The organism is Chryseobacterium sp. RLHN22 (genome assembly GCF_051011795.1).
In the GTDB taxonomy this organism is placed as follows: domain Bacteria; phylum Bacteroidota; class Bacteroidia; order Flavobacteriales; family Weeksellaceae; genus Chryseobacterium; species Chryseobacterium zhengzhouense.
The window spans coordinates 1-1,605 of record NZ_JBPCHW010000053.1; the positions used below are offsets into that span (position 1 = coordinate 1).

Consider the following 1,605-nt stretch of genomic DNA (forward strand, 5'->3'; position numbering starts at 1 on the left):
ATGCTTGGTTGGATAGTTTCAAAGCGCTGTTAATAAGGTTTGAAAAATTGAATATCACTTGGATAAATCTACATTATTTAGCTTTCTCTATCTTATTTCTAAGAAAAATAAAAGTTTAAACAGGTTTATTATATAAACCAAATTCTATTGTAGATCAATATATTTTTGAAAGCCGGTTTTATGTTGATAAGGAAAATGTCTTCGAAATCATTAATTATGATCCGCTTGTTGTTAAATTCTATGATTTATCATTTGCGTTTTTCAGTTGTGGAAAATTAGAAAGTAAAATCAATGATTTACCAAATTCAAAAATAATATACATTGATTTTTCCCAAGTCAAAAATGAATTAAATGATGATGTGAAGAAATGTTTTGTTAATGGAATTAATAAGAAGTTTAAGCAAATAAAATTGATTCAAACTGAAGAAAGAGGACAATTCAATCCAATAAAATAAGGGTTCTTAAGTTTTTATTACTAAACACAACATTTTCAAATGATGAAAACAATCTTAGAAACCAATCGCCTTTTGCTCAGAGAATTTGACATCAGCGATGCAGAAAATTTTTATCAATTAAACTTAAATCCTAATGTTATAAAATATACAGGAAATTCTGTTTTTAAAGACATTAATGAAGCGAAAGAGTTTATTGAAAATTATTCTGATTATAAAAGAAACGGCTACGGAAGATGGGCAGTTATTAATAAATCAACAAATCAATTTTTGGGTTGGTGTGGATTAAAGTATGACAATAAATTAGACGAAACAGATGTTGGTTTCCGGTTTTTTGAACATTACTGGAATCAGGGATTTGCTACAGAAAGCGCCAAAGCCTGTATCGATTATGGTTTAAATGAATTACATTTAAAAATGATTGTCGGAAGAGCCATGAAAGAAAATTTGGCATCCATCAAAGTTTTAGAAAAAATAGGCCTTCAATATAACAGAGATTTTGACTTTGACGGAAAAAATGGAGTAATCTATAAAATTGAAAACATAAAGTCTTAGTTTTCAAATTATTTAACCTGAACAAAGCATAAATAGAGAAAATTTCACCTTTTAAAAATCAATACTAATTGAATTAATTGGAAATTTTCTATGATTTTCGCAGAAGTTTAGATTAATTTTACAGAAATTATTACATCATTTTTAATGAAATCAAGAATTATTTCTGCACTGCTTATTTTAGGTATTTCAAAAGTTTATTCTCAGAAAAAAAATTACATTTTTACAAGCGACATCAACCATTACTGGGAAGCCTATGATCAAATTAAAAAAACTGATGATATCCACAAAAAGTATGAATTAATCAACACTTTGTACATCGATAAAGCTTCTGATGGATTAAAAGTTTTCATGAAAAAGAGAAACCTCAACGATAGTGTATTTGTCGAGAATATTAACAAGCTGCCAAAATATTGGAACTCTGTAAGAAATTCTACCTTGGCAATAAAATCCAAACAAAAAGAAATTGAAAAATATAAGCCTGTTTAAACTTTTTTAGAAAAAGAGTTTCCAGAAAATTAGCAATTTAGAGTTGCAAAAAAAAAGAACTAAAATCTGGAACTCATAAGCAAAGATAAACTGGAAAAATGGATTTTACCTC

Annotated in this window: 2 protein-coding genes; both read left to right on the forward strand. The window is 27.2% G+C overall.

Annotated features, from left to right (window positions below; all coding sequences use genetic code 11):
- Window positions 1-497: 497 nt before the first annotated feature.
- Complete coding sequence (locus ACR1PN_RS20430; RefSeq protein ID WP_433981534.1) at window positions 498-1,007, forward strand: GNAT family N-acetyltransferase; 510 nt, start codon at window positions 498-500, stop codon at window positions 1,005-1,007.
- A gap of 144 nt (window positions 1,008-1,151) precedes the next feature.
- The gene (locus tag ACR1PN_RS20435; RefSeq protein ID WP_433981533.1) at window positions 1,152-1,493 is read left to right on the forward strand and encodes a hypothetical protein; all 342 of its coding nucleotides are present in this window, start codon (window positions 1,152-1,154) and stop codon (window positions 1,491-1,493) included.
- The last annotated feature ends 112 nt before the right edge of the window (window positions 1,494-1,605 follow it).

Bases quoted from the DNA above. Each gene is read 5' to 3' on its own strand.
- ACR1PN_RS20430 (WP_433981534.1), top strand. From the start codon at position 498: ATGAAAACAATCTTAGAAACCAATCGCCTTTTGCTCAGAGAATTTGAC.
- ACR1PN_RS20435 (WP_433981533.1), top strand. From the start codon at position 1,152: ATGAAATCAAGAATTATTTCTGCACTGCTTATTTTAGGTATTTCAAAA.